This is a genomic window from Wolbachia endosymbiont (group A) of Pogonocherus hispidulus, assembly GCF_964028195.1.
Lineage (GTDB): Bacteria > Pseudomonadota > Alphaproteobacteria > Rickettsiales > Anaplasmataceae > Wolbachia.
Genome location: NZ_OZ034750.1, coordinates 621,237 through 645,137, shown reverse-complemented (window position 1 = coordinate 645,137; position 23,901 = coordinate 621,237). Strand labels below are relative to the sequence as shown.

Annotated in this window: 25 protein-coding genes and 2 pseudogenes; 23 read left to right on the top strand and 4 right to left on the bottom strand. The window is 36.7% G+C overall.

What is annotated here, in order from left to right; translation table 11 throughout:
- Nucleotides 1-559: 559 nt before the first annotated feature.
- Both ABWU58_RS03130 and ABWU58_RS03125 read right to left on the bottom strand, forming a co-directional pair.
- Nucleotides 560-1,666 carry a hypothetical protein gene (locus ABWU58_RS03130; protein WP_353283594.1) on the bottom strand — a complete coding sequence of 369 codons (1,107 nt, stop codon included), beginning with the start codon at nt 1,664-1,666 and terminating at the stop codon, nt 560-562.
- Nucleotides 1,632-2,864 (bottom strand): hypothetical protein, encoded by a 1,233-nt coding sequence (locus ABWU58_RS03125; RefSeq protein WP_353283593.1) that lies wholly within the window; start codon nt 2,862-2,864, stop codon nt 1,632-1,634. The genes ABWU58_RS03130 and ABWU58_RS03125 overlap by 35 nt, the downstream gene beginning before the upstream one ends.
- A gap of 225 nt (nt 2,865-3,089) precedes the next feature.
- Here ABWU58_RS03125 and ABWU58_RS03120 point away from each other — a divergent pair, with 225 nt between their 5' ends.
- From ABWU58_RS03120 to ABWU58_RS03010, 23 genes and pseudogenes are all read left to right on the top strand, one after another.
- On the top strand, nt 3,090-3,566 hold the full coding sequence (locus tag ABWU58_RS03120) for a crossover junction endodeoxyribonuclease RuvC (RefSeq protein WP_236515036.1): 477 nt from the start codon (nt 3,090-3,092) through the stop codon (nt 3,564-3,566).
- Nucleotides 3,567-3,669: 103 nt separating this feature from the next.
- A pseudogene (locus ABWU58_RS03115) lies at nt 3,670-4,299 on the top strand (ParB N-terminal domain-containing protein); the annotation flags it as partial.
- 590 nt (nt 4,300-4,889) lie between these two features.
- Nucleotides 4,890-5,720, top strand: a complete 831-nt coding sequence (locus tag ABWU58_RS03110) for a reverse transcriptase N-terminal domain-containing protein (protein ID WP_353282726.1) — start codon at nt 4,890-4,892, stop codon at nt 5,718-5,720.
- Nucleotides 5,721-6,038: 318 nt separating this feature from the next.
- Nucleotides 6,039-6,179, top strand: coding sequence for a hypothetical protein (locus tag ABWU58_RS03105; protein ID WP_019078704.1), 141 nt, complete (start codon nt 6,039-6,041; stop codon nt 6,177-6,179).
- A 52-nt stretch (nt 6,180-6,231) separates the two neighbouring features.
- Nucleotides 6,232-7,476 (top strand): group II intron reverse transcriptase/maturase, encoded by a 1,245-nt coding sequence (ltrA, locus tag ABWU58_RS03100; RefSeq protein WP_353276809.1) that lies wholly within the window; start codon nt 6,232-6,234, stop codon nt 7,474-7,476.
- A gap of 53 nt (nt 7,477-7,529) precedes the next feature.
- On the top strand, nt 7,530-8,210 hold the full coding sequence (locus ABWU58_RS03095; RefSeq protein ID WP_353282727.1) for a group II intron maturase-specific domain-containing protein: 681 nt from the start codon (nt 7,530-7,532) through the stop codon (nt 8,208-8,210).
- Nucleotides 8,211-8,359: 149 nt separating this feature from the next.
- A pseudogene (locus ABWU58_RS03090) lies at nt 8,360-8,977 on the top strand (DNA-methyltransferase); the annotation flags it as partial.
- A gap of 22 nt (nt 8,978-8,999) precedes the next feature.
- Nucleotides 9,000-9,482 carry a hypothetical protein gene (locus ABWU58_RS03085; protein ID WP_353282728.1) on the top strand — a complete coding sequence of 161 codons (483 nt, stop codon included), beginning with the start codon at nt 9,000-9,002 and terminating at the stop codon, nt 9,480-9,482.
- An 18-nt stretch (nt 9,483-9,500) separates the two neighbouring features.
- The gene (locus tag ABWU58_RS03080; protein ID WP_353283592.1) at nt 9,501-10,979 is read left to right on the top strand and encodes an ankyrin repeat domain-containing protein; all 1,479 of its coding nucleotides are present in this window, start codon (nt 9,501-9,503) and stop codon (nt 10,977-10,979) included.
- A complete protein-coding gene (locus ABWU58_RS03075) occupies nt 10,976-12,805 on the top strand; it encodes a phage terminase large subunit family protein (RefSeq protein WP_353283707.1) in 1,830 nt (609 codons plus the stop codon). Before ABWU58_RS03080 ends, ABWU58_RS03075 begins: the two co-directional genes overlap by 4 nt.
- Nucleotides 12,798-13,013, top strand: coding sequence for a gpW family head-tail joining protein (locus tag ABWU58_RS03070; RefSeq protein WP_353276158.1), 216 nt, complete (start codon nt 12,798-12,800; stop codon nt 13,011-13,013). The genes ABWU58_RS03075 and ABWU58_RS03070 overlap by 8 nt, the downstream gene beginning before the upstream one ends.
- Nucleotides 13,014-14,420 carry a phage portal protein gene (locus tag ABWU58_RS03065; RefSeq protein WP_353283591.1) on the top strand — a complete coding sequence of 469 codons (1,407 nt, stop codon included), beginning with the start codon at nt 13,014-13,016 and terminating at the stop codon, nt 14,418-14,420.
- On the top strand, nt 14,420-15,448 hold the full coding sequence (locus tag ABWU58_RS03060; RefSeq protein ID WP_353283706.1) for a S49 family peptidase: 1,029 nt from the start codon (nt 14,420-14,422) through the stop codon (nt 15,446-15,448). The genes ABWU58_RS03065 and ABWU58_RS03060 overlap by 1 nt, the downstream gene beginning before the upstream one ends.
- 67 nt (nt 15,449-15,515) lie before the next feature.
- On the top strand, nt 15,516-15,890 hold the full coding sequence (locus ABWU58_RS03055) for a head decoration protein (protein WP_250777735.1): 375 nt from the start codon (nt 15,516-15,518) through the stop codon (nt 15,888-15,890).
- A gap of 37 nt (nt 15,891-15,927) precedes the next feature.
- Nucleotides 15,928-16,932 carry a major capsid protein gene (locus ABWU58_RS03050; protein WP_353283590.1) on the top strand — a complete coding sequence of 335 codons (1,005 nt, stop codon included), beginning with the start codon at nt 15,928-15,930 and terminating at the stop codon, nt 16,930-16,932.
- Nucleotides 16,932-17,243, top strand: a complete 312-nt coding sequence (locus ABWU58_RS03045) for a hypothetical protein (protein WP_353283589.1) — start codon at nt 16,932-16,934, stop codon at nt 17,241-17,243. Before ABWU58_RS03050 ends, ABWU58_RS03045 begins: the two co-directional genes overlap by 1 nt.
- A 19-nt stretch (nt 17,244-17,262) precedes the next feature.
- Nucleotides 17,263-17,748: a phage tail protein gene (locus ABWU58_RS03040; RefSeq protein ID WP_410542051.1), complete on the top strand. Its 486-nt coding sequence runs from the start codon at nt 17,263-17,265 to the stop codon at nt 17,746-17,748.
- On the top strand, nt 17,745-18,218 hold the full coding sequence (locus ABWU58_RS03035; protein WP_353283588.1) for a hypothetical protein: 474 nt from the start codon (nt 17,745-17,747) through the stop codon (nt 18,216-18,218). The genes ABWU58_RS03040 and ABWU58_RS03035 overlap by 4 nt, the downstream gene beginning before the upstream one ends.
- Nucleotides 18,205-18,669 (top strand): phage baseplate assembly protein V, encoded by a 465-nt coding sequence (locus ABWU58_RS03030; protein WP_047759504.1) that lies wholly within the window; start codon nt 18,205-18,207, stop codon nt 18,667-18,669. The genes ABWU58_RS03035 and ABWU58_RS03030 overlap by 14 nt, the downstream gene beginning before the upstream one ends.
- Nucleotides 18,666-18,920: a PAAR domain-containing protein gene (locus ABWU58_RS03025; protein WP_353283587.1), complete on the top strand. Its 255-nt coding sequence runs from the start codon at nt 18,666-18,668 to the stop codon at nt 18,918-18,920. Before ABWU58_RS03030 ends, ABWU58_RS03025 begins: the two co-directional genes overlap by 4 nt.
- A gap of 2 nt (nt 18,921-18,922) precedes the next feature.
- Nucleotides 18,923-19,258 (top strand): GPW/gp25 family protein, encoded by a 336-nt coding sequence (locus ABWU58_RS03020; RefSeq protein WP_353283586.1) that lies wholly within the window; start codon nt 18,923-18,925, stop codon nt 19,256-19,258.
- A 2-nt stretch (nt 19,259-19,260) separates the two neighbouring features.
- Nucleotides 19,261-20,052: a baseplate J/gp47 family protein gene (locus ABWU58_RS03015; RefSeq protein ID WP_353283585.1), complete on the top strand. Its 792-nt coding sequence runs from the start codon at nt 19,261-19,263 to the stop codon at nt 20,050-20,052.
- The gene (locus tag ABWU58_RS03010; RefSeq protein ID WP_353283584.1) at nt 20,052-21,365 is read left to right on the top strand and encodes a phage tail protein; all 1,314 of its coding nucleotides are present in this window, start codon (nt 20,052-20,054) and stop codon (nt 21,363-21,365) included. Before ABWU58_RS03015 ends, ABWU58_RS03010 begins: the two co-directional genes overlap by 1 nt.
- Nucleotides 21,366-21,934: 569 nt before the next feature.
- Here the strand turns inward: ABWU58_RS03010 and ABWU58_RS03005 are convergent.
- On the bottom strand, nt 21,935-22,333 hold the full coding sequence (locus tag ABWU58_RS03005; RefSeq protein ID WP_309165800.1) for a hypothetical protein: 399 nt from the start codon (nt 22,331-22,333) through the stop codon (nt 21,935-21,937).
- Between the two features lie 48 nt (nt 22,334-22,381).
- Complete coding sequence (locus ABWU58_RS03000) at nt 22,382-23,896, bottom strand: recombinase family protein (protein ID WP_353283704.1); 1,515 nt, start codon at nt 23,894-23,896, stop codon at nt 22,382-22,384.
- Nucleotides 23,897-23,901 lie beyond the last annotated feature (5 nt).

The window sequence follows — 23,901 nt, the reverse complement described above, 5'->3', positions numbered from 1 at the left end:
ACGACAATTCTGACATAGGTTTCTCTCGTAATCATATCTAACTCTGTTTGCGGGGATTTGCCATAAGGTTTAGCATTACCCGCTTTTGTCTCATGCTTGCATCCCAGAGGTTGCCACTCTCTGAAATGTGAAACATACATTATCCCTGATGTCTAGGGAAGATGGAATTTAACCATCACAAAAACCGCAACATCGGATCGCACTCCAAAATGGAAACAACTCAGGTGTCTAGAAGTTCCGTTTAGCGGGTTCTTAAAGCTCTTTAATTTCTGAGCTACATTCAAATTATTTTAACTTTTTTTCAGAAAATCCCGGAAAAAGTAGTGAGAAATCCGGTATATATATTATAGAAGGGCATTGAGTGTAGATGTGCTTCAAACACAAAAGCCGGCAAACGAACAGAGTAGAAAAGATTGAAGAAAGCAAAAGAAACGAGATAGGTTTTTGGTGAGTTACGTAATTGAGAATTTATATTTTTTTAAATAAGACAAAAACTGTATTTTAAAGCTAGATGTGACTTTAGGGTAAAATATACTACTTTTACTTCTCGTCAACACAGTTAACGAACTACCACAGTAAAAGGGTTGATACGGTAACCATAATCTCTACGCGATGATCCAGGCCAACCAACAGTTTCAATTACATCATTACGTTCAATGTTCAGCCCTAACTTTTTGGCTAATGTAGTTTTTATTGTTCTTTGAATTGTGTTTATTGGTTTTCTAATGTAATGTTCTGGATCTGCTTCTGGATCGAGATTTAGGCACTTTTCTATTTCAGTTATGCTAAGCAACATGTGTTTTTCAGGAGGTAATTCTTTTTTACAATCATTCAAAAATTGTTCAAATAATACGCGCAAAACTTTCATACATGCTACAGCTTTCTTATTTAGAATCTCTATATTGTTTACGTAAAGTGAGCCCTCTATCAATTGCAACTTTAGCAATTCCTTCTCTTTAGGAGGTTCAATTAGATTAAGTGCAGTATGTAAGATTTGCATTGAAGTATTTGGTATGAACTCTAGTACTCCTCTTTGTGCTGCTTCTTGGAATACTTCAATTAAAGTCTTATGCTGAAAGAAAAGGTCAACCATTTTTACTATGGGCAAATCAAGAGGTATGTTTGATGGATTTTTTCTCAGTATTATTAATACAGTTGGATTAGCTTTAAGCTTATCTATCGTTAAGAATGTTGGATTGGTGCAAAAATCAAGTATGATTAAACTTACAATCTTACCTTGTCCACCAACATGATAAACTCCACTTTCCACTTTTTGCCACATAAAATTTGTATCACTTAGCTGACCTTCAAACCAATTCATAAATTTCTCTGGGTTTAAATATGCAGATAAGCGGTGAAATCTTTGCTTCTTGTAGGTATTAGGTAAAATATCACGGTTGCAATTTTCACAAATTATATTATCGCATGCTTCGTTAAAGTCCTCATCAATGAAAATCTCATTGTTACAGTATGGATCAACTATATTTGGCCAATCTAATTTATCTTGTCTACGAGAGCAGATAATGTAAGACCTCTCTTGCATCTGAATTAATTTAAGATCTGACAAATACCTTGCTGCTTTGATGTAATTTTGATTTGGATTAACCCAAGAGCTGCCAGAATTAAGAAGATCAGAGATTTGCTCTTGGCAAGATTGTAAGACCATAAAATTGTTTTATGTATGCTTTAAAATCCTCTCTTTCCCTTTTATTCAGAGGATGTTCGGAGTAGTAAATTGCTATATACTCATCACTTCGCTTGAAAAATAAGCCTATCTTTTTGCCTTGAAATATTACTTTAATCGACTCTATCAATGGCACTATGTCTCCTACAAATGGCTTTAAAACATGCAATTCCGGTGCAATAGGATCATATGGAGCAACCGTCAAAGTGATATTAGTATAGCTGTAATTGAAACGATTTGACTGAAACTTTAACTCAAAAACACGAATATTTGAATCAGATTCATTAATACAAGTTTCTATAAATTTATGCACCTGTTCCGCGAAGTTTTTATCCTGCACATCTACAAAAATACATTCGCAGCTAAAGTAACAACTTGCAATGCTATTTGCTATTTCTATAGCTTGATCAATATTTCTAGCACCAAGATCTACCTGAGTGCCATTTAGTAGAAAATCCAAAATCATCCACTCTGCCTTATGGACATGGATAACTTTATTTGAATTTAACAACAAATCTATATCGCTAGCTTTGCGTATTAACACATATAAACGATTCTGATGATAGAAGAAACCTTGTAGTTGATTCTCGAAACTGTCATTTCTCTTAATGTTATCGTCTTTCAGTATTTGTTGTATGATTTCCTCTGAGATAAAGTCCTTAAATGGAGTACTTGGTCGTCTTGGTATTTTTTGTAAGGCAAAAGACATGAAACTCTTTCTTTGTATTTTTTCAAAGTGATAGACAGACTTTAAAAGATTGTAATCTGCATGAAACAGTAGAAACAGCAAAGACTTCTTATCATATTTATTATTATTTTTTACAAGGTAGGATTTCATGAGTTCCGTAGTTAATGCAGATCTTGCGATTTCGCTGACAGTAGCTTCAAGCTTTGCACGTTCAAAACAACTAATCAGATAATAAATAACCAGAGAGTCTAAATGTTTAGCAATCACTTTACGTTTATATTGTATGGATGTGTTATCATAGTTTTCATCATCAAAAAGTTGACCATTTAGCTTGTCCTTAAAGGAGTGTTGAAAAATGACACTTAACTGCCTACCAGAAAGTGAATTCATCCAGGAATGACGCACTTCTGTATTATGAAAACGATCAAGCAAATAGTTGACAGGCACTTCTAAATCATCTTCCCAAAATTTAAGATTTGGATAAATGTGCATAAGAAACCAACTACACCGCAGTAGCATAGTAGGCCATTTACATCGTTAAGATAGAAGTATGAAAGTCTTGACCAATAATTATGCAATGGCTGTTTACTGATTTTTAACCAAGTTTTTTCTAAAAAGTTTGCTTAAGAAGAAGATTTTTTGGACAAAAATTTTTCAAATCCTGAATATATATTATATAGGGATTTTACATTCTAGCAAAACAAATTCTGAATATAAATGTCAATCCTAACACTCGATCTCGGCAAACAAACCGGCTGGGCTATTTTCACCGATGGAGTAATTCAAAGTGGTAGTGAAAACTTTCATGGTAGCCGTTTCAGCGGAGGTGGCATGCACTTCTTAAATTTTCGTAGCTGGCTAAATGAAATGAAGGAAAAGTTCTCAAACATTGAAGCAGTGTATTTTGAAGAAGTGAGAAGACACTTAGGAACTGATGCAGCGCATTGCTACGGTGGTTTTCTTGCCGTTCTTTCTGCTTGGTGTGAAGAACATCACGTACCATACAAAGGTGTTCCTGTAAAGACTATAAAGCGCTTTATAGCAGGCAAAGGTAATGCAAGTAAGAGTGAAGTTATTGAAGCGATACGTGAAAAAAGTTTTTCACCTAGAGATGATAATCAAGCAGATGCTTTAGCTTTGATGTTCTATGTTATGGACTTTGGTAAAGATATTAATAAGCTGAGAAATCCATAAAAAGTGGGTCCTTTCAGCCAGGCTGGCGGATTTGGTGGTGCTGACCCCAGGCCTTCTTTAGCGTCAGAGATATTTTGAATATTAACTTTTTAATTATTAAGATATGAATTTAGCAATCCACTACTATCCTGTTGAAAACCTCGTCGAATATGAGCGTAATCCACGTAAAAATGATGACGTAGTAAACAGAATGTGTGCTTCAATCAGGGAATTTGGCTTTCGTATTCCAATAGTTGCAAAAAGCGATGGAACTGTGGTTGATGGTCATTTAAGACTTAAAGCAGCAAGAAAACTTGGTATGGAGAGTATTCCCGTAGTCTTAAGTGATAATCTAAATGAACCACAAACCAAAGCTTTTCGGTTACTGGCAAATCAATCAGCTAATTGGGCAAAGTGGGATGATGATCTTTTAAAGGTGGAAATTCAAGAGCTAGAAGATTTACAGTTTGATCTTAAAATGACAGGATTTGAATTAGAAAAAGTTCAGCGCTTTCTTGATAATCTTGATGGAAGGGAAGAACAAGGGGAAAAATTTTCTGATTTAGCTGGTGATGACAAAAAAGTGGAAATAACAAAACCAGGTGATCTATGGATTTTAGGTGGTCATCGAATCTACTGTGGTGATAGCTGCGAAGTTGAATCATTTAAAGCGGTATTAGACGATAAAATGGCAGATATTACCGTGTGTGACCCTCCGTATAACGTTGACTATGTTGCGACGCGAAGGCGTCAGAAGTAGCTGTTTCTCAGGATTTTCTAGGTTTTCTTAGAAAGATCAAGAAGAAACCGTCCGTGTTGCCGGATGAATCTAGGGGCATGAATTAAGTAGCTGCCCTGACAATGTAACAAAGCATTATGCGGGATACAAATTGCAAAAGGCGTATTCTCCCTCAAACCATACAGAGGGTAAGTGCTAGATAGTGAATAAGGTGAAGGTAACTGAACCTGTGATAAAGACCGTAAACGTTGACAAGCGAAAGCGGTTGATACGCTTGGGCCAAAAGGCATTGGAAGCAGGAGGAACATCTCGTAGTTGTGTTCCCGTAACCTATAAGCTTCTCGGTCGACAGCAGGCACCTAAGTTCACAAGCTACTTTTGGGGAAGCGTGGAAACCCTGTACTTGCTCCCTACCATAGTGGGGACAGCAAACTGTAAGGAATGCTTATGGCAGTGCAGGTTTGGGATGTCGGAAAAAGCAAAGGTCTCACTGTAATGGTGGGAATACCAGTTGAAACATTACTGGACATAAAAGTGTGCCCACGTCCGATAGGTCTTTCTTTGTAAGAGATTTTGGAGAACTTTTTATATATGAGGAAAAGCAAATGACAACACTGACATATTCAGCGATTGGTGCATCCTCTACACCTACAATTACATGGGAATCTATTAATTGGACTAAAGTGATAATAGGTGTCAAAAAGCTCCAGATGCGTATTGCAAAGGCTGTTCGAGAAAGAAGGTACGGCAAAGTGAAAGCTTTGCAATGGATATTGACACATTCGTTTACTGCAAAACTTTTGGCTGTTAAACGAGTCACTCAAAATCAAGGAAAAAACACCCCTGGGGTTGATGGCTTAGTTTGGCGCACACCGCAACAAAAGATCAAAGCTGTTCAATCGTTAAAGCGTCGAGGATATTGCGTCCAACCGCTCCGACGAGTATGGATTCCAAAAAGAGCAGGAAAAAAACGTCCTTTGGGAATACCAACTATGAAGGATCGGGCAATGCAGGCTCTTTATCTGCAAGCACTTGAACCAGTTTCAGAATCAATTTTAGATCGTCATGCCTATGGTTTTCGGCATAAAAGATCAGCTGCTGATGCTATTGACCAATGTTTTAAAACGTTGTGCCAAAAAGTATCGGCACCATGGATCCTAGAAGCAGATATCAAATCTTGTTATGACTCCATTAGTCATGCATGGCTTTTAGAACACTGCCCTATGGATAAGAAAATTCTGAAAAAATGGCTGACAGCAGGATACATGGATAAGAACACTTTTTATATCACTAAAGAAGGTACTCCTCAAGGAGGGATCATCTCTCCTACACTGATGAATATTACCCTTAGAGGCTTAGAAAAGACAGCCCAAAAATCTGCCTTTTGGCGCGATAAGGTTAATACTACCGCCTACGCAGATGACTGTGCGCCGTAGAAACACGGAAAGTGTTGAAGCTGTGCAGTAGATGAGGGAGGGCCCCTCGGAGCCGGTTTGCAAGAGCAGGCTTCAAACAGCCATAAGCTGCTTTGGTAAAGAGCTAAGGTAGTGAGCGTTATGGAAAAGGCACAATTATGTGTCATGTATGAAATAGAGAGACGAACGCAAGTGAACCACTGATGAAGTGTCGAAAGCGTAGAGACGACGTCAAAACCAGGGGGTAGTCGTTAACCTGGGATGAATCTACAGGGAGCTTGTTTACTGGGTAGGTGGCGTCCGGCATAAAAGTGGCGTGAATCTATTTTAGGCTATTGCATGGAACTACGGGAACCTGTCGTTTCGATGAAAAGGGAGAAGTCCAAAGAGCTGATCTCTGAGGATGAGAGTACCGATGCGAAAAACAGGGGCGGATTAGCTCGTAGTAGCGAAGAAGTTTCTGTAATGGAAATGGAGTGAAGGGGCTAAGTTATTTAGTTTTAATTATTTATCAACCGAAAGGGAGGAGTTAATGAATGAAACAAAGTCTTTTGATATACCAAAGCAACTTATTTGGAGAGCTTATAAACAAGTATCGAAAAATAAAGGTGCAGCAGGTGTAGATGAGGTCTCGATAACAAAGTTTGAAGAAAATCTAAAGGATAATCTATACAAATTATGGAATCGGATGTCATCCGGAAGTTATTTTCCAGAGCCGGTAAAAGCTGTTGCGATACCAAAAGATACAGGAGGGCAAAGAATTTTATGTGTGCCTTCAGTATTCGACAGGATAGCGCAAACAGCAGCTACAATGTATCTTGAGCCGTTAGTAGAACCGAAATTTCACGAAGATTCATATGGTTATAGACCAAATAAGTCTGCGCTGGATGCGGTATACACAGCACGGAAGAGATGTTGGAAAAATGATTGGACGGTAGATCTTGATATATCTGGATTTTTCGACAATCTGGACCACGATTTAGCACTGCAGGCTATCAAGAAACACACAGACTGCAAATGGGTCATACTGTATGTTGAGAGGTGGATGAAAGCCCCCATTCAGCAAGCAGATGGCAGTAGGGTAACAAGGGATAAAGGAGTTCCGCAAGGAGGTTCAATAAGCCCAATCATTTCAAGCATATTTATGCACCATGCGTTTGATATGTGGATGAAACAAAATTATCCAACAGTACCATTTGAAAGATATGTAGATGATGCGATAGTGCACTGCAGAACTAAAAGACAGGCAGGATTTATGAAAGTAATGATTGAAGAAAGATTGGCTAAGTGTAAATTGAAGTTACATCCTGAAAAGACACAGATTGTGTACAGTAAGGATGATGATAGAAAAGAACAATTTCCTAAACAAAGCTTTGATTTTCTAGGTTATACTTTTAGACCTAGAGTAGCAAAGAATAAGATGAGGAATTATTTCATCTCATTTCTACCTGCAATTAGTAACAAAGCCAAGAAGAAGATCAAGAAAACCATAAAGTCATGGAGAATACATCGGATTACATGGACCACACTAGAGGAAATATCGAAGAAAATAGATCCAATAGTCAGAGGCTGGTTTCAGTACTATGGCAGGTTTTATAAATCAGAGATGTATCCATCTCTCAGAAATATAGAGAGATACCTCATAAGATGGGTCAGGACAAAATATAAGAAACTTCGTGATCACGGAAGACTAGCAAAGCAATTTCTAGGAAAAGTGAGAAAGAGGTCTCCAAGTATTTTCTATCATTGGACACTTGGGTTAGGATCAAAAGGCTAAATAATGGGAGCTGTATAAGCCGAGAGGTTTCCGTGCAGTTCTGCGAGAGACTGGTGGGGAAGTTCCGCCGGTCTACTCTCCTTATTATTACAGGAAGATCGAAAGAAGTCCTTGAAAACAAAGTAAAACCAGCAGTGTGTGCCTTTTTGAAGGAGCGTGGATTGGAATTCTCAGTAGAAAAAACTAAGATTACTTCCATTGATGAAGGATTTGATTTTCTAGGATTTACGATTCGAAAGTATCGAGGAAAGCTCTTGATCATGCCTTCTAAAGCAAGTATCAAAGAGTTCCTAAAAATGATCCTGGAAACCATGAGACTTCACAGCACAATAACAACGGAACAACTTATCTACACCTTGAATCCTAAGATCAGAGGATGGACAAATTATTACCGTCATGTTGTGTCAAAGAAAGTGTTCAACTATGTCGATCATAAGATCTTTGGTGCGCTTTTGAGATGGATTAAAAGAAGGCATCCAAATAAAAATTTTCAATGGAGAAAGCAGAGATACTTTTGCACCATTGGCAATAATAACTGGACCTTCTTTGCTAAGTCTTCAAAAGATAAAGGACAAGGTAGCATGGTAACTTTAATGCAAGCTGCCTCAATTCCGATTGTGAGACATGTCAAAATAAGAGCAGATGCTAATCCCTATGATCCAAAGTTTAATTCATACTTTTTCAAGCGAAATCTTGAAAGAAAGAAATACCAACATTGTATTAAGGAGAAGTAATTATGACGAAACTTGAGAACCAGTCTTCTATCGATAACAGCCGGGCAAATAAATCTGCCTTTGAAAGGCTTGAGCCGTATGACGGGAAACTGTCAAGTACGGTTCTTAGGGGGAAAAGGAGCGGCAACGCTTCTCTTTCTACCCGGCGTAGCAGTCAAGAAAGAGAAGATAAAAAAATATTAAACGATAATCAAGGTGAAAAGTATGAACTTTTTCTCTATGATATTTGCACTCATATTTTAGCATACACCAAAGGAGCAATTTACATCTGCATATCATCATCAGAGTTTTCAACGTTGCAAAAAGCATTTGAGGAGGCAGGAGGAAAATGGTCAACATTTATCATTTGGGCAAAGAATCATTTTACACTAGGCAGATCTGATTATCAAAGACAATACGAAGCAATGCTTTATGGATGGAAAAGCGGCAATAAACGTGAGTGGCATGGTGGTAGAAATCAAAGTGATCTGTGGTTTTATGATAAGCCAACACATAACTCACTGCACCCAACAATGAAGCCAGTAGAGCTAATGGAAAAAGCAATAGTAAACAGCAGCAGACCAGGAGACATAGTACTTGATCCATTTAGTGGTTCTGGCAGCACACTGATTGCATGTGAGAGAACAGGAAGAATCTGCAGAACAATAGAGCTAGATTCAAAGTTTGTAGATGTAACGATAAAACGTTGGCAAGTATACACGGGAAGAGATGCCATTTTAGCCGGTACTGGTAAAACCTTTTCAGAGATTCAAGAAGAAAATTCGTAGAAACAAGAGAGAGGAAAAAAAAGTGGAAAAAATAACACAAACAGAATGGGCAAGAGAGATAGGAGTATCAAAGCAATACGTCTGTTACTTAGTAAAGAAAGGAATAGTTGAGCTGGAGGATGGACTCATTAACCGAGAGCAAGCAAATAGGGCTATAGAAACAATCAGAGATCCAAGTCAGCCGCTGAGAAGAAAAAACTATTCAGAAAACGGAGAAAAACTTTCCACGATGTTACTAAAAACGCGAATAAAAAATGAAATGGAACGTGGTAAACTGCTTGAGGCGAAAGCTAAGGCTGAAATAGGAGAGCTTGTAGCAGTAGAGGAAGTAAAGCGCGATGCATTTAATGTAGCAAGAGTTGTCCGTAATAATTTGCTTAATATTCCAAATAGAGTTTCAGCACTACTTGCATCACTGAGTGACACTGAAAAGATTCATCAGACGCTAACTGAAGAGATTACAAACTCGCTTGAAGAATTATCTAACACTAAATTTCAAATATAAAAAGATTTTAAATATAAAATGGCTGATAACTTAAGTTTAGAGTTAATAAAGTGTCTCATTAATCAACCTGGATTAGATGTTAATGTCAGAGGGTTAAACGGAAAAACTCCACTGCATTGCGCTATAGAGTTTGATGAATTAAGCATGGTGGATTTGTTACTCACGAAGAAGAATATTAATCCTTTTGTGGAAGATAATGAAGGTAAAACATCTCTTGATTACGCCAAAGAAGGGAAAAAAGCAGAAATATTGCAAGCGTTAATTAGTAACAAATACGGATCAGAACAAGATAGTTTACTTCATTTAGCTGCAATGATAGGTGAAATTAATGCAGTTAGATATTTGATCAGAAAAGGTATTGACGTTAATGTACGAAATGCTCTGCATCATACTCCATTACATCTAGCAGCAGGCATAGGACATGAAAATGTTGTCAAAATTTTAGTGGAAGAAGGAAGCGCTGAAATAGATGTCTTTGATGCACGAAATCAGACACCAATGCACTATGCAGTTAATAACAAGAAGTTGGAGATAGTAAAGTTACTGCTGAAGCTAGGTGCAGATGTAAATAGCGCACGTATAGGGCAAAACTCAATGAAATTGTCACCTGTTCATATAGCTGTAAGTAATGCTAATTATGATGAAAGAGATTTGTGTCTTGATATCCTCAAATGCTTAATAAAGGAGCCTAATGCTCAAGTCAATTTGCAAGACTACGAAAATAAAACACCACTACATTACGCTGAAAGACTTAAAACAATAGAAGTTTTACTAACGCGAGAAGATATAGACCCTCTGGTAAAAGACGATAGCGGCAAGACACCATTTGATTACGCTAAACCTGAGATAAAGAAGGCTTTGGTGAGTAATAAATACGGTTCTGAAAAGAATAGTCTACTCCATTTAGCTGCACAAAGAGGAGAAATTGAGATTGTAGATGCAATTTTAAAAGAAGAAATCAATATTGATATTGTAAATAATAAAGGTCTATCACCAATTTATCTTGCTGCAGAAAAAAGGCATTTACATGTAGTAAAGTTATTGCTGAAAAAAGGAGCAAACTATACACCTGTTTTGCACTTAGCAATCAAGTCAAATAATTTAGAATTGCTAAAAACTTTATTTAAAGAAAAGAGCATCAAATTACCAGACGAGATAGGCAAGTCTGTACCAGTTTATTATAGGTGTATAGAACATAGAGATGCAAAAGTAAGAAAATACAACAATGTGATCTGTGTTTTTACCTCAGTAAGTGCAGTAGCAATAGCGGTATGTATAGGGTTAACAGCAACAACAATAAGCAGTGCAATCATTTTTGCAACAATAACAGGGATATTTGCGCTTGTTATAGCAATAATGATAAGTGAGGTGAGCAAAAGATATATAGAAAACGAATTTCAGAAAAAGGTGTTTATGGAATTGGAGGAGTGTGGAGGAATAAACTCTACTGTTAACAATATTGAGATAGAACCAATTATGAGTAGATGCAGACAATGATATACGCTAGAGCTTTTTCTGAAGGTTTAAGACCAGATCCGGAGCTTAAAGTATCAGAGTGGGCGAATGAGTATCGAGTTCTAGCACCAACTGCAGCATCAGAGCCAGGTAAATGGAGAACAGAGAGAACGCCATACCTTAAAGAAATCATGGATTCACTATCTCCTTCTTCACCTGCAGAAAAAGTAGTATTCATGAAAGGAGCGCAGATTGGGGGAACAGAAGCTGGTAACAATTGGATTGGCTATATTATCGATCAAACACCAGGTCCAATGTTAGTTGTGCAGCCAACAGTTGAAATGGGAAAACGTTGGTCAAAGGGAAGATTTGCACCACTGATTGAAAGTACACCATGTTTAAAAAGTAAAGTAAAAGACCCAAGATCAAGAGATTCAGGCAATACTGTACAAAGTAAGGAGTTTCCAGGTGGAATAGTAGTAATAACTGGAGCAAATAGCAGTGTAGGACTTAGATCTATGCCAGTAAAATATCTCTTTCTTGATGAAATAGATGCCTACCCAGGAGATTCGGGAGGAGAAGGAGATCCAGTTTTACTCAGCATAGCTCGTACCAATACATTTGCACGGCGAAAGATTTTTTTAGTATCAACGCCAACGATTCATGGAATAAGTAGAATTGAGAAAGAATTTGAAGCAACAGATAAGAGATACTTTTTTGTACCATGTCCACATTGTAATTACTATCAAGTTCTGAAATGGTCACAAATAAAATGGGAAGATAAAAATCCAAATACAGCACACTATATATGTATAGAATGTGGTAAAAAGATAGAAAATCATCAAAAGACAGAGATGCTTGAGCGTGGAGAATGGAGACCTACTAATGGAGTAAAAGGTGAGAAAAAAGGATTTCATCTTTCAAGTCTTTATAGTCCGGTTGGGTGGTATAGTTGGCAACAAGCAGTAGAGGACTTTCTCCATGCAAAGGAAAGCGAACAATTACTGAAAGTTTGGATAAATACCACTTTAGGAGAAACTTGGGTAGATAAAGGAGAAGTACCAGACTGGAAGCAATTATTTAACAGGAGAGAATTTTTTCCCATAGGCACAGTACCAAAAGGCGAAGTAATCCTCACAGCAGGAGTAGATGTCCAAAAAGATCGTTTAGAAGTAGAAGTTGTCGCATGGGGAAAAAGTCGTGAAAATTGGTCAATAGACTACCAAGTATTTGAAGGAGATACAGGAGGTGGGGAAGTATGGAAAAAGCTTTCGGAGCTCCTCAATCATCATTTTATCGGTAAAAATGGGCTTGAATATATGATAAGTATGATGGCAGTAGATGCTGGATATGCAACGCAAGAAGTATATAACTGGGTAAGAGGTCATCAAGGATCTGGAAGAGTAATGGCAGTCAAAGGTGTAAATAAAGCCCTAGTGCCACTTAGCAGCCCAAGTAGAGTAGATATAACAGTTGGTGGTCAAAAGCTGAAAAGAGGAATAAAGCTATGGCCAGTAGGAGTATCGATATTAAAGTCAGAGCTTTTTCAATTACTTAATATTTTAAAAGAAGAAGAAGGAAAAGCTCTACCTGGATATTGTCATTTTCCGGAGTATGCACCTGAGTATTTTAAGCAGCTAACGGCAGAGCAATTAGTCAGCAAAGTAGTAAAAGGATATACAAAACAAGAGTGGCAAAAGGTAAGAGAAAGAAATGAAGTACTAGATTGCCGAATTTATGCAAGAGCTGCATCTATTGCGCTTGGAATCGATCGTTGGCCAGAGAGTAAATGGAATAGTTTAAGTGAAAAACCAGAAAGTAAAAAGCCTAAAAAAGTAAGACAGAGTAAGTGGTTGGAAAATGTATAACGAAGAGTATTTGTTTCAAGTTGAACAAGCAATAAAAAAACTGCAAAACGGAGAGCGAGTAGTATCAATTGCATATGGTGACCATGTAGTTCGGTACGGGGAAGTTCAGATAAAAGATTTATTGAACTTAAGACAACGTATTAAAGCTGAACTGAAAACCGTAGCCAAAAGAAAGATTATTTTTTCAACAAGTAAAGGAATTTTATAAATGCTACTAAAAACCTTCAAACAATTATTCTACAAGCCAAAAATCAAAAGTTCTGCTTGGGATGCAGCAGGCTTAGGGAGAAGATTTTTTCACTTTCAACCAGAGTTAGGAAGTATAAACAATTTGCTGTCTCAAAGCCTTGAAACTTTACGTAGTAGATCACGTGATATGGTGAGAAAAAATCCATATGCAGCAAATATCATTGATACAATAGTAAGTAACTCTATTGGAACAGGAATAAAACCACAATCAAAAGCAAGAGATGGAGAATTTCGAAAGAAGGTGCAAGAATTATGGCTAAAATGGACAGATGAAGCAGACAGTAACGGAGTAAGTGATTTTTATGGATTACAAGCTCTAGTATGCAGAAGTATGATAGAGGGAGGAGAATGTTTTGTACGTTTAAGAACGAGAAAGCTGGAAGATAGATTTTCTGTACCATTACAACTGCAAGTACTTGAGTCTGAACATTTAGATAATAAAACAAATCAAACTTTAAGAAATGGTAATGTAATAAGAAACGGGATTGAGTTTAACAGGCTTGGGCAAAGAGAAGCATATTACTTATTTAGAGAACATCCAGGAGAAGGGTCATTTGGCGAATCAGTGAGAGTACCAGCAAACGATGTTTTACATATCTATAAACCACTGAGACCTGGGCAAATTAGAGGAGAGCCATGGCTTTCGAGTATACTGCTAAAGCTCTATGAACTTGATCAATATGATGATGCAGAATTAGTGAGAAAAAAGACAGCAGCGATGTTTGCAGGGTTTATTACGAGACTTGATCCTGAGGCAAATATTTTAGGAGAAGGTGAAAGTAATGAGCAAGGAGTAGCACTATCTGGATTGGAACCTGGAACAATGCAGCTTTTAGACCCAGGAGAAGACATAAAATTTTCAGAGCCGTCAGATGTTGGAGGAAGTTATGAAGCGTTTATAAGACAGCAACTGAGGGCAATAGCAATAGGTACAGGAATAACATATGAGCAGCTAACAGAAGATTTAACAAGCGTTAATTATTCATCCATTCGGGCAGGGTTGATAGAGTTTCGCAGAAGGTGCGCAATGTTACAGCATAACGTGATAGTGTTCCAGTTTTGTAGACCTATTTGGAATAGATGGCTAGAGTTAGCAGTGCTTTGTGGAGAACTGAGTATAGATGAAAAAGTAGTAAAAGCAGCGAAAGAAGAAGTAAAATGGATACCACAGGGATTTGATTGGGTGGATCCACTGAAAGACCAGCAAGCACAGCAAATGGCAGTAAGGAATGGATTTAAGAGTCGAGCAGAAGTAGTATCAGAAATGGGTTACGATGTAGAAGAAATTGACCAAGAAATAGCAGAAGATCAAAAGCGTGCAAATAGTCTCAACTTAATGTTTGACTCTGATTGTAAAGGATTATGATGCTCTTAGGAAAACCATTAATGCTTGAACCAAGGAGTTTTGAGCTGCTATCGTTATACAAAGAAAAACAGCCAATTTTCAAAAATCACTCCATCAAAAGTAACGTAGAAAGAACTGCAATTATACCAATTCATGGAATTTTAACTAAAAAACCGGGTGCGTTTGATGAAATGCTCGGGATGACATCATATGAGCAAATAGAAGTACAAGTAAAGCAAGCATTAGAAGATAGTAGTATAGAGACTATTTTACTGGACATAGATAGTCCCGGAGGAGAGGTAAACGGTATATTTGACCTAGCTGACTTTATTTATGAATCAAGAGCAAAAAAGAGGATAATAGCGATAGCAAACGATGATGCGTACTCTGCTGCATATGCTATAGCTTCTAGCGCTGAAAAGATTTTTCTCACCCGCACTTCAGGAGTTGGGAGTATAGGAGTAATAGCAAGTCATATAGATCAAAGTGGGTTTGATGAAAAATGTGGAATAAAATACACAACTATTTTTACAGGCAAGAGAAAGAATGATTTAAATCCACATGAGCCGATAAGTTCAGAAAGCTTAAAAAGTTTAGAGGAGGAAGTAAATCGCTTATATGAAATTCTGACTGAACTTATAGCACGTAACAGAGGACTTTCTGTACAAGCAATAAAAAATACAGAAGCAGGGCTTTATTTTGGCAAGAATGCAATAGAAGTGGGACTTGCAGACGGAATTACAATTCTTTCATCTATTAATAAAAACAGGAGTATTACTATGAATGAACAAACTACAAATGACCTAGAAACTGATAATTTAACCAAGTATCGTAATGAAGTTCTTGAATTAATACGTTTATGTAACTTATCACGAATGCCAGAGAAAATAGGAGAATTTATTGAGCAGGGCGTAAGTGTTGAGCAAGCCAGGGAAGTTTTAATGGAACTGCTAGCAGAGCGAACGAAGAAGACAGAAATACTGAGTGCAATACCACAGAATTCAGGAGAAGATTTAATGATACAGGTAGCAAGAAGTCGTAGGAGTTAAAGTATTTTTATAACCGCCGTATATAGCATTGATAAAAGCGGCGGTAAGCAGTTAAGGAGAGAAATTTATGAGTTGTATAAGCGAACAAAATAATCTAGGTGACTTATTAAAGTATGAGGTATCAAGTCTATATTCAAGAGACCAAATAACTGTAGCGAAAGGTCAAAATATTAAACTTGGTACAGTAGTTGCCAAGAAGACAGATGATGGTTTTATTAGAGTGCTGAACCCCACTGGAACAGACGGCACACAAACAGCAGTAGGAGTAATTACAACCGATATACATAGCAAAGATTCTGATATGAAAGGAGTGATTATTACTCGCAGTGCAATGCTAGCAGATCATGCAGTTGTGTGGCCAGCAAATATCACTGAAGAGCAGAAAAATGCAGCAATAAAGCAACTTGAAGGACGAGGGATCATTATCCGCAAGGGAGCTTAAAAAAACTATTAAAAATACAAAAGGGGGAAAAGAAAAAATGCAAAATCCATTTACAAACACAGCATTTAGCATGACGGCACTAACAAATGCGATGAATATATTGCCGATAAATTATGGACGTGTTGAAAATTTAAATTTGTTTCCAAGTAGGTCAGTAAGATTTAGACATATTACGATAGAAGAACACAACGGAGTGTTAAGTTTACTACCAACGCAAGTACCCGGAGCACCAGCAACAGTAGGAAAAAGAGGAAAAAGAAAGATAAGAACATTTACGATTCCGCACATTCCGCATGATGATGTAGTGCTGCCAGAAGAAGTACAAGGAATAAGGGCATTTGGATCAGAGAGTGAACTTAAAGCGCTGGCAGATGTAATAACCGATCATTTGCAATTGATGAGAAACAAACATGCAATAACATTAGAGCATTTGCGAATGGGAGCGCTAAAAGGAATAATTTTAGATGCTGATGGGTCAGAATTATTAAATCTGTACAACGAATTTGAAATCACACCAAAAGTAGTAAATTTTGCACTAGGAACTGCAACAACTGATGTAAAGCGTAAGTGTATGGAAGTATTGCGGCATATTGAGGATAACTTAAGTGGTGAATATATGACAGGAGTTCATGCCTTGGTAAGCCCTGAGTTTTTTGATGCACTCACTTCTCATGCAAAAGTAAAAGAAGCATATGAAAGATGGCAAGAAGGTGCAGCACTAAGGAACGACATGAGATCAGGATTTACATTTTGCGGAATAACATTTGAGGAATATAGAGGGCAAGCAACTGATCCTGAAGGAACAGTGAGAAGATTTATTGAGAAAGATACAGGGCACTGTTTTCCACTAGGAACAGCGAGCACATTTACAACATATTTTGCACCAGCAGACTTTAATGAGACAGTAAATACTCTTGGACAGCCACTCTATGCAAAACAAGAACCAAGGAGGTTTGATAGAGGAACTGATTTACATACGCAGTCGAATCCATTGCCAATGTGCCATCGTCCGGGAGTTTTGGTAAAAATTAGTTCTAGTTGATGAATATAGGAAAATTATTGGAAGATTGTTTTGAGCATTTAGGAGTGGAAGCCACATATTGTAATAAAAATAACAAGGGCATTCGTAGAATAAAGGTGCTAATTAAACGTCCTGAGACTACGTACTCTCTAGGTGCAGATGGAGCATTAACTCAGCAAATTGCTTCTATAGAAATATGTGATCAGGACGTTACTTCCTTTAGCATAGGTGATTATATCAAGATTGAAAAAAGGTTCTACAAGATTTTTGAACCACCGTTAAAAGATTCTTCGAGTGAAATATGGAAAATTGAGGCAATAGAAAGTGTTTGATATTAAAATTAGTAACAATATTAATGAAATAGTCTACAATATTGACGAAAAAGAGCAGAAAGTAAAACTGGCAGCTATAAAAGCATTAAACAAAACGGCACTATGGTTAAAAGCGCAAGCAGCTAAGGAAATCAGTGAGGAAAAGAAGATAAAATTAAGTTTGATAAGAAAGAGATTAAGAATTTTTAAAGCAAAAACAAGCAGATTAGAAGTGTTAATTAGAGCAAATTTCTACGACATTAGAGCATCGACAATTGGCAAAATACAAAAAACAAGAAGAGGATCGAAAGTAGGAAAGCATGAGTTTATAGGAGGATTTGCAGCAGTTATGCCAAAAGGAAATAGCGGTATGTTTAAACGTGAAGGAAGAGCAGCATTGCCAATAAAGGAAGTTAAATTGTCACTCGAACCTGAGGCTTCAAGGATAATAGGGAATCTTGTTAATTATGAAGTTGAAGAAGTCTTTACAAAGTTTTTTGAACGTCAATTGAGCTATAAAGGATGAATTTGAAAGATTTACATCAAGCAATTTGTACTAGACTGAAGGAAGAAATCCTAACTATACAAACATGTGAAATTTATCCATCGATAAGAAAAGAATTATTAGCGCCAGCGTTATTTGTAGAGCTTGTGAGTTTAGAATCGGGAAAAGATCCTGGAACAGAGGAATTAGCACTGAAAGCAAGATTTGAAGCACGAATTGTGATTGATAGCACAATAGAAAATGCAGCTATTATTGTCAGAACATTAGCTGCTGAGGTGGCAAAAGTTGTAAACAAAAATACATGGAATATAAAAAATGTTTCACCAGGAGAATTTATCTCTGCAGAAATTGACGGATTTAGACCCGAATTAGATGCATATTTGGTGTGGATGGTTGATTGGAGTCATCAGCTTCATTTAGGTAAATCGATATGGACAGAAAATAAGATTAAGCCACATACGATTATAATAGAAGAAAATGTTAGAGAGTAATTTTGCTATTTCAGAGCTGCAAAGAAAGTTAGCAAACATTGTACGAATAGGAGTTGTAAAAGAAGTAGATTATGAGAAAGCAAAAGTAAGAGTGAAGATAGGAGAACTTTTAACAGATTTTCTTCCATGGATAACTTCTAGAGCAGGAGAGGAAAGAAGCTGGCTACCACCAAGCATAAATGAACAGGTAGTAATATTATCACCATTGGGAGAGTTATCATTAGGAGTAGTACTAGCTGGAATATATCAGCAAAATTATTCTGCACCAGAGAATAGTGAAATGATTAACAGTTTAGTATTTCAAGATGGAACAAAGTTATTGTATGACAAAGAGAGCAAGAATCTTGAAATTTCTGTAGTGGATAAATTAAATTTCAAAGTAGGAAAATCAGAGATAGAAATGACAAAAAGTGGAATAAAACTGAAAGCAGAAAGGATCGACTTAAATTGAACAAAGGAATAGTGAGGTTAGGAGACTGCTGTGGAGAAGCTATACCACATTTCTGCATTAGCGGAAGTAATAATGTTTTTGTAAACGGTAAGTCAATATGTAGAAAAGGAGACAGTTTTAGTGAAGGAAAAGTAATGATTCAAGGATCAAAAACAGTGTTTGCAAATGGTCTTAGTGTAGGAAGAGTAGGAGATATAGTTTCATGTGGGTTTAAAGTAATAAAAGGCAGTGAAAGCGTCTTTGCAAAATAGAAATGAAGGGTATGGATGCTAAAACAGGAAAAGCGTTAGAAGGAATAGAGCACTTAAAGCAATCGATAATTGATATACTGACCACTCCAGTAAACAGTAGAATAATGAGGAGAGATTATGGCTCAAGATTATTTGAATTGGTGGATAAGCCAATAAATAGAGATTTAACTTTGGAAATCTATTCAGCAGTAGCAGAAGCTCTACAAAGGTGGGAGGAAAGATTTAAGCTAGAAAAAGTAAAAATGACAGAGGTGAAAGAAGGAAAAGTAACGCTTGACCTAGAAGGATTATACTTACCAAGCGGGAAAAACATTCATTTTGATGAAATTGTAGTTTAAAGATGCAGCAGCTAAATATTGTAGAAAAGCCAAATTTCGAGGAAATATTTTCAAGAATGAAAGAAGAGTTAGTCCGTAGAGATGAAACCTTTTCAGGATTAGTAGAATCGGATCCAGCAATGAAAGTTCTGGAGGTAGCAGCATGGCGAGAACTTTTACTCAGACAAAGGATAAACGAAGCTGTAAAGGGTAATTTACTAAAATTTGCAACGGGAGAAGATCTTGATAATTTAGCTGAGTTTTATGGAGTGGAGAGGCAAAAAGAAGAAGATGATGAACGATTTAGAAAAAGAATTAAAGCAAAGATAGTAGCGTGTGGAAGCAAGGAGTATTATAGGTATCATGCACTGTCGGCAGATAGTAGAGTAAAAGATGCATTAGTAGAATCACCTATACCAGGAAAAGTACAAATTTCAATCTTATCAACACAATTATCCACAACTGGCATATTGTCAGAAGAGCTACTAGAAATTGTAAAAAAGCAGGTTACTAGAGATGATATAAGGGTTTTAACAGATACAGTAACAGTAGTTGGTTGCAATATTACGGAAATAGATATTCACAGCAGAATGAGCATAAGTCCTATGATATCGAAGGAGGAAATCAAGAAGCAGTTCATTAAGAAGTTTGAAGCAAATAGAAGGCTGGGATGGAGTGTGACAAGATCATGGATAATAGCGAATCTATTTGTAGAGGGTGTAGAAAATGTGGAATTAATCGAGCCAAAAGAAGATGTTGTAGTGCTAGGAAATGAATGTGCAAATTTGCGAAATTTAAAGATTGAGTTGAATTAATGTTACTGCCACCAAATGCAACAAAACAGGAAAAAGCGCTAGTAGATGCGATAGATTATAAAGTAGATCCAAGCTGTATCAGGGGATTTAAGTTTAGATTGGAAGAAGAAACATTGCCGTGGATAATAGAAGAATATGGTTTAGAAGAAATACTACGCTGGGTAAAAGATAAAAGAAGAGCCATAGTAGAAGGAGTAAAATTTCAAAGACTGCGAGGAACACCTAAATCACTTAAAATAGCACTCAAGTGGGCAAATATAGAAGACATTACAATCATCGAAGAACCACCCGGTAAACACTTTTTTGAGTTGCAAGTAGGGATAAAAGAGGTACCAAATGACTTCTTCGTAGATGCAGTAGTAGAGCTGGCAAAACTATCACTGCCTGTAAGATCCAGATTGATGAGGATTTTTAACGATTATTATAATGCGCAAAGATTTATATTGGATGAGAGTTTATTTGGAGATCTTCTTTCTGACTATTCAGGGGTAAAAATAGAAAAAGATGGACCGGTGTTATCGTTTGGAAGAGTAAATTTCTTCAGGTTTAGTGTTACGTCAATTAAGGTTATAGAGAGTTATCTACGCAACCATTATGAACAAACATTTAGTAATGACATATATCGATTAGATGTAGCAGTACTTGGAGAAACAGAGCCCCATACAAAAGATTACAAAGGCGTCTATGAAAGAAGTCATCAGTGGTATAACTTAAAAGCACTATATCCATTACCACAGAGTTTATTACCAGAAATTAAGTTTGCGAAGGCGCAAGTTATATTATCGGACAGTTATGCTCAAAAATTATCACAAGAGATTAAAAGTCTTACTGATGAACGAGATGAATTATCCGAAACTATTTCTATGCAAGAACAGAAGATTGAAAATCTTAATCATCAAAACGTTCAACTTGGAGAAGAAAGAGATTTGACTTTGGCTCAAAGGGTGGAACAAGAGGATGAACTTCAAAGGACAAAAGCTCAGCTTGAGCGGAAAGAAGGGGAGCTGAATAGAGCACAGCAAAACTTGGCTAGACTACAAGAAAATGAGGATGAAAATACAAAACTCCCAGTAGCAAGTGATCAGAGTAGAAAACAGAGTAACTATGCTTCTGCTGCTTTTGTAATAGCTGGAGTGTTTGCTGTTGGTGCAAGTTTAACAATACCTTATTTAGCAATATGTCTCACACTTGCTGTAGCTGCATCAATTTTTCTTATAGCAGGGGGTTGCTGTTTATATAAAGCAAACACAGCACTTAGCGATGTTAAAGCTGATCAAATTGCAAGCGTTGTAGGTGCACTTAATAATTTTTAGAGTTTTCAACTTGTATTGGTTTTTAGCAAGTTTAAAAGTATGTGCTGTGAGCCCTAAGCTCAAGTTAGGGAAGTAAGTTAATATTACAGGAAGCCTTCTAAAGAAGTTATCTTATAAAGTAAGGAGAAGCTCCTCCACAATATCCTGACTATGACGATGAGTAATAGAGTTTAGGTGTTACTTCCTATCAAATTCTTCTTAAATCTTATTCTTTTAAACTTTGTAGTACGTTAAAGAAAAAAATAACCCTCAGAGGTGACCTTACAATCGCATTTTAGGCTTTAGATGTACTTTTTAGGTCATCTCTTACAACTATTTCTGTAAACCCCATAAAAACCCTAGCAAATGAATCTGTGGATTTAACGGCGTAAAGGACTTCAAAAATGCCAATTGTTTTGTTAGCAAGTAGTAAAATTTTCATATTTTTCGAGTATACACATTTTATGCCAGATTCAAAAAAGGCTGAGTGGTGAGTTGTTCTACATCTTCAACTTTTTCGAGTTTAGTATTGGGCTTTATAAAGATTGTACAGCGCAAAACCTACATAAGCCAATCCCCGCCAATTACCGCTATAACGTGCATTTCCAGGATATAGCAACACTACTCACTAATAACGCTGTACCAACAAAACCAGTTAAGATTGTTTGTCTTTGCTGCGTTGTTTTTATTGATGGGTTGTCTTTTTTGTCTGTTGCATCGCCATCAAAACATACAGCTAAAGAGGGGCTGTCAGTGGCATTTGGCGTTTCTATTGAGGAGTTTTGGGCTTTTTCGCTGGTTTCACATGTAGGTTGAAGTATATTAAGATCATCACTATTTTCGTTGATATTTTCACACAATTGAGCTGTAGCTTTTTCAGCATTAGTTTGTTCTTTTACCTCAACATCTTTTGGTACATCAGAGGTCCTTGATTCCTCTGTATCAACTGCAGTAGCGGCAATTTGGCTACCTTTCTTATTTCTCAGCAATACCTTTCAATAGTTTTGGTGTTCATAGTTTCTCTCCTTTTGTTGTTTTTATAAATGGTGTAAATACGCCACTAATCCATAAAATTTCTTTAATTGCTCACTCCATAACATCGGTATTTCCCTCAAGTCAGCTAACTTCAAACCCCTTGGCTGTCTCCCATGTACTATGTCTTCTTTGATTTTTGGTGCTAAATAATTTAATCTTAAAATTTGCTGTATACGTCTTGTACCTATATTAATTTTGGCACTCAGTTCTCCTACGCTTGCATATTTTCCCTCTTCTAGTTGCCGTTTCCACAGATGGGCTCTTACCACTGCTTTCAGTAGCGCATTGTTTGTTTTCCCTTCTGGTTCTACTACTGTGCATTTATTTCCTTTCTTTTTTAACCCCATTGGTATAAATTTTTCTTCTGACTCAGAGTGCACCTCTATTCCATCTTCTTTTACCATCACTCCCTTTATTAACTTTTTCACTACTTCTTTCTGCTTTCCAAAACTTAAATTTTCCCATTTTTCTTCGGTCTTTTCTCCCCATTTTTCATATAAATCTTCTGCTCTCTTCATTGCTTCTTTCTCTACTTCTCCCGCTACTATTGTTCGATTTACTGATTCACAATTTTTTCCCCTTAAATGATTGTTGCATACGTAATATCGGTACCTTTTATTTTCTTTTTTCGCATACGTTAGTGTCATATTTACACCACAGCTCTTGCACTTTATTATTCCCTTTAGTAGCGCCTCTTCATATCTTACTTTTCTATATGGTTGATTCTTTATCAATTCCTGTGCTTTCTGCCATTTTTCCTCTTCTATTATTGCTTCATGCTTTCCCTCATACCGTTTGTCATAATGTCTTATCTTTCCCATATATATTGGATTTGTTATTATTCTTCTCACCGTTGCCTTTTTAAAGATATCTGATTTTCCTTTCGTACGGTAACCTTGACTATTTAACTCTCTTGCCAATTCTGCCATTGATTTTAGCTCCATATACCTTGCAAATATGTACTTTACTACTTTTGCTTCTTTTTCATTTATTATTAATTCTTTATCTTTTACATCATACCCAAATGGCAAAGTTCCACCCATCCATAAACCTTGCTCTTTTGATGTTGCTATTTTATTTTTTACTCTCTCTACTATCATCTCTCTTTCTAGTTGTGCTGCTCCTGATAACACCGTTTGTACAAATTTTCCCATTGGCGTATTATTGTCAAATATCTGTGTTACTGCTACAAAATTTACTCGGTGCCTTCTAAAAAATGATGTTACTTCTATACTATCTTTTGTTTCCCTTGATAGCCTATCCAGAGTATATACTACTACACAGTCCACTTCTCCTGCTTTTACATCTTTAAACAATTCCTTTATCGCTGGTCTTTCTAAATTTTTTCCTGAATATCCGCCATCATCGTACCTTTTTACCAATGCTACCCATCCTTCTCTGCTCTTTATGTACTTCTCACATGCTACTCGCTGTGCATCAAGACTGTTAAACTTTTGTTCTAGCCCATCCTCATTTGATTTTCTTGTATATATCGCACACCTTACTTCTTTTAGCATTTTAC